The 4,466-nt window shown below is 69.7% G+C and carries 4 protein-coding genes; all 4 read right to left on the bottom strand.

The window, feature by feature from the left end:
- Positions 1-59: 59 nt before the first annotated feature.
- The gene (locus I59_RS11470) at positions 60-2,246 is read right to left on the bottom strand and encodes an ATP-dependent Clp protease ATP-binding subunit (protein WP_022903984.1); all 2,187 of its coding nucleotides are present in this window, start codon (positions 2,244-2,246) and stop codon (positions 60-62) included.
- 48 nt (positions 2,247-2,294) lie between these two features.
- On the bottom strand, positions 2,295-3,689 hold the full coding sequence (locus I59_RS11465; protein WP_022903983.1) for an MFS transporter: 1,395 nt from the start codon (positions 3,687-3,689) through the stop codon (positions 2,295-2,297).
- Positions 3,690-3,786: 97 nt separating this feature from the next.
- Positions 3,787-4,083, bottom strand: a complete 297-nt coding sequence (gene tatA, locus I59_RS11460) for a twin-arginine translocase TatA/TatE family subunit (RefSeq protein WP_376764451.1) — start codon at positions 4,081-4,083, stop codon at positions 3,787-3,789.
- Between the two features lie 151 nt (positions 4,084-4,234).
- Positions 4,235-4,466 (bottom strand): sugar transferase (locus tag I59_RS11455; protein ID WP_022903982.1); only part of this gene is annotated, 232 nt, incomplete at its 5' end.

Here is a 4,466-nt window from a genome sequence, read left to right as displayed (position 1 = left end):
CCGCGCCTCCAGGCGGTCACCTTGCGCACCTGCGCCCGGACGCCCCCTCGCGCGCCGAGCTACTCCTCGACGATCTCGGCGTCGTCGATGATCTCCGCGAGCTCGAACGGCTCGACCGTCAGCTCGTCACCCGACTCCGCGACGTCCACGCGGACGGTGTCGCCGTCACGGACGTCGCCCGCGAGGATCGCGCGCGCCAGCCGGTCGTCGATCTGCCGCTGCATGAGCCGCCGCAGCGGTCGCGCACCGTACACCGGGTCGTACCCACGCTCGGCGAGCCAGGTCCGCGCGGAGGGCGTCACGGCCAGCTCGAGTCGGCGGTCCGACAGTCGCCGGGCCAGCCGGTCGACGTACAGCGACACGATCTGGCCGAGGTCCTCCGAGGTCAGCGCCTGGAACACCACGATGTCGTCGAGTCGGTTCACGAACTCGGGCCGGAACGCCTGCGTCACCATCTCGCGGACGCCCTCCTCGCGCTGTTCGGCGGTGAGTGAGGTGTCGGTGAGGAACTGCGACCCGAGGTTCGAGGTGAGGATCAGGATCGTGTTCCGGAAGTCCACGGTCCGACCCTGGCCGTCCGTCAGTCGCCCGTCGTCGAGTACCTGGAGCAGCACGTCGAACACCTCCGGGTGCGCCTTCTCGACCTCGTCGAGCAGCACGACCGAGTAGGGCCGCCGTCGCACCGCCTCGGTGAGCTGCCCACCGGCCTCGTACCCGACGTACCCGGGCGGGGCACCGATCAGGCGCGCGACCGTGTGCTTCTCGCCGTACTCGCTCATGTCGATGCGGACGAGGGCCTTCTCGTCGTCGAACAGGAACTCCGCGAGCGCCTTGGCGAGCTCGGTCTTGCCGACGCCGGTGGGGCCGAGGAACAGGAACGACCCCGTCGGGCGGTCCGGGTCGGAGATGCCCGCGCGGGTGCGACGGACGGCTTCGGACACGGTGTTCACGGCGGAACGCTGCCCGATGATCCGACGGCCGAGTTCGCTCTCGAGGTGCAGGAGCTTCTCGGTCTCGCCCTGCAGCAACCGTCCCACCGGGATGCCCGTCCACTGCGCGATCACGGCGGCGATGTCCTCGTCGGTGACGCTGTCGTTCACCATCCGCTCGGCGCTCTCGGCCTGCTCGGCTGCGGCCAGCTCGGCCTCGATGCGGGGCTTTTCGCCGTACTCGAGGCGGCTCACAGTCTCGTAGTCGGCCTCCCGCTGCGCACGCTGGGACCGCATGTTGAGGTCGTCGAGCTGCTGCTTGAGCTCGCCGATCCGGTTGAGCGAAGCGCGCTCGGCCTGCCACCGCTGCTCGAGTTCGGCGAGCAGGGTCTCCCGGCTCGCGAGCTCTGCGCGCAGGGTCTCGAGCCGCGCCTTCGAGGCGTCGTCCTTCTCCTGCTTGAGCGCGAACTCCTCGACGCGCAGCCGGTCGACGGTGCGCTTCAGCTCGTCGATCTCGACCGGGGAGGAGTCGATCTCCATGCGGAGTCGCGACGCCGCTTCGTCGATGAGGTCGATCGCCTTGTCGGGCAGCTGGCGCCCGGAGATGTACCGGTTCGACAGGCTCGCCGCGGCGACGAGCGCGGAGTCGTTGATGGTCACCTTGTGGTGCGCCTCGTACCGCTCCTTGAGGCCGCGGAGGATCGCCACCGCGTCCTCGACGCTCGGCTCCCCCACGTAGACCTGCTGGAAGCGCCGTTCGAGAGCCGCATCCTTCTCGATGTACTCGCGGTACTCGTCGAGCGTGGTCGCCCCGATCAGCCGGAGCTCGCCGCGGGCCAGCATCGGCTTGAGCATGTTCGACGCCGCGACCGATCCCTCGCCGCCGCCGGCGCCCATGAGCGTGTGCAGCTCGTCGATGAAGGTGATGACCTGCCCGTCGGAGTCGTTGATCTCCTTGAGCACGGCCTTGAGCCGCTCCTCGAACTCGCCGCGGTACTTCGCGCCGGCGATGAGGGCGGAGATGTCGAGCGACACGAGTCGCTTGTCCTTGAGCGAGTCGGCGACGTCACCGGCGACGATGCGCTGTGCGAGCCCCTCGACTACGGCGGTCTTGCCGACGCCGGGCTCGCCGATGAGCACGGGGTTGTTCTTGGTCCGGCGCGTCAGCACCTGGGACACGCGCCGGATCTCGGCGTCCCGCCCGATCACCGGGTCGAGCTTGCCGCTCCGGGCGATCGCAGTGAGGTCGACGCCGTACTGCTCGAGGGCGGTCTTCTGTCGCTCTTGCGAGTCAGGAGCGCCCTGGAGGTTCGCCATGCGTTCCGTCCTTTCGTTGCGGTGGTCGTGTACTTGAGTCTACTGCACTCAACTTCTGTCCGGCAGGGATTCTTCCCGGTCCGGGTTCCTGATGCCGACCGCGCTCACCACGGACCCGGCGAGCAGCAGGAGCCCCATGACCACGACCGCGCGGTGGAACCCGACCGTACTCATCGCGCCCCCGAGCACGACACCAGCAAGCGCCACCACCACGAGGCTCGCGATCCGCGCGACCGCGTTGTTGACGGCGGAACCGATGCCCGCCTCGCGCTCCGGCACCGATCCCAGTACCGCGCTCGTCAGCGGCGTCACCATGAGCGAGATCCCCAGGCCGATGAAGACCAGGCCGGGCAGCACGGTCCACCAGTACGCCGCCGGGTCGTCCCCGACGAACAGCATGAGGAACGACCCGCCGGCCGCGACCGCGGGCCCCGCAGCCATGAACCACCGCGGCCCGTACCGCCCGGCGAAGGAACCGACCGTCGTCGAGAGCAGGAGGAGCAGGACCGTCGGCGGGAGGGTCGCGACCCCGGCGACCCATGCCGGGAAGGCCCAGACCTCCTGCAGGAACAGCGTGACGACGAAGCCGACCATCCCGATCGCCCCGTAGATCGAGAGCGTGGCGAGGTTTCCGACGGCGAAGTTCCGCGCTCGGAACAGCCGCAGGTCCACGAGCGGCTGTTCGACCCGGCGCTCCCACGGCACGAACGCCGCGAGCGCCAGCCCTCCCACCACGAGCGCTGCGACCACGACCGGCGACGACCAGCCGAGCCGCTCCTGCTCGATCAGCCCGAGGACGACCCCACCGATGCCGACGACCGCGAGCACGGCTCCGACGACGTCGACCCGCGGCCTCCCGAGAGGCCGGAGGTCCCCGGAGATCCGCGCGACGAGCGGGATCGTGACGGCGATCGGCACCGCGGTGAGGACGAAGATCCACCGCCAGCCGATCCCGTCGACGATCAGCCCACCGATCACCGGCCCGACGATCACGGCCGCGCTCGACCACGCCGTCCACGAACCGATCGCCCTGCCCTGCGCGGCACCGCGGAACGCCGCGATGATGAGCGCGAGGGCGCTCGGCGTGACCAGCGCACCGCCGACGCCCTGGAGCGCTCGGGACACGATGAGGACCTCGCCCGTGGGTGCCGCAGCGCAGACGATCGAGGCGACACCGAACACGATCAGCCCGAGCGTGATGATCCGCACCCGGCCGAACAGGTCGGACAGCGAACCGGCGACGAGGATGAGCGAGCCGAGCGTCACCAAGTACGCGTCGACGACCCACTGCTGCACGACGAGCCCGCCGCCGAGTTCGTCCCGGATCGCCGGGAGCGCCACGTTCACGACGCTGGCGTCCAGCCCGACGACGAACGAGGCCAGGATCGCCACGACGAGGACGAGTCGGCGATCGTCGCGGAGCGGGGCCTCGGGCGTCGGCATGCGTTCATCCTCCCCGTTCCCCGCTCGGTGCGCGCACGACGAAGCCCCCGCGACCGATGTGGTCGCGGGGGCTGCCGACAGGACGGGGCTGGGTGTCCTAGCGGTTGGAGTCGGTGTTCGGGTGGACCGACGGACCCGGGTTGAGGACCGGACCGGCGGGCTGCGCGGCGGTGTTCTGCGCAGTGGTGTTCGGCACGGTGGCGTCGGTCGCGGCCGTGTTCTGCACGCCCTGGTCGCCGGACTTCTTGTCGCCTTCGCCCATCTCCTTCTTGAAGATGTTGATCGACTGCCCGAGGCCCTTCGCCAGCGCCGGGAGCTTGGTCGCCCCGAACAGCAGGATGACGATCCCGAGGATGATCAGCAGATGGATGCCGGTGAGGCCTGCGAACATCATGACTCCTTCGATGGTGAACTGGTCGCCGTGCTCGGGTCTTCTTCGACACACGCGGCGGAAGCTCGTGGTGCAGACATCGTAACTCGGTCGGTCGGGTAATCCCAGGCGAGGAGCCCAACGGACACCGTTCGCCCAGGATCGCCGGCCGGTGTCAGTAGGCCCCGCGGGACCGCAGCACCGAAGGGATCGTCCGCGCGAGGATGACGAGATCGTGCAGGAACGACCAGTTCTCGACGTAGTGGAGGTCGAGCCGCACCCCCTCGGCCCAGTCGAGGTCCGACCGACCGCTGACCTGCCAGAGTCCGGTGATGCCCGGCGTCACGAGGAGGCGTCGGTCCGCGAAGTCCTCGTACACGGCGACCTCCTTCGGGAGCGCCGGACGC

Origin of the sequence: Curtobacterium sp. B8, assembly GCF_000333315.1 — a bacterium.
GTDB lineage: Bacteria > Actinomycetota > Actinomycetes > Actinomycetales > Microbacteriaceae > Curtobacterium > Curtobacterium luteum.
This window is presented reverse-complemented; position numbering and strand designations above follow the sequence as displayed.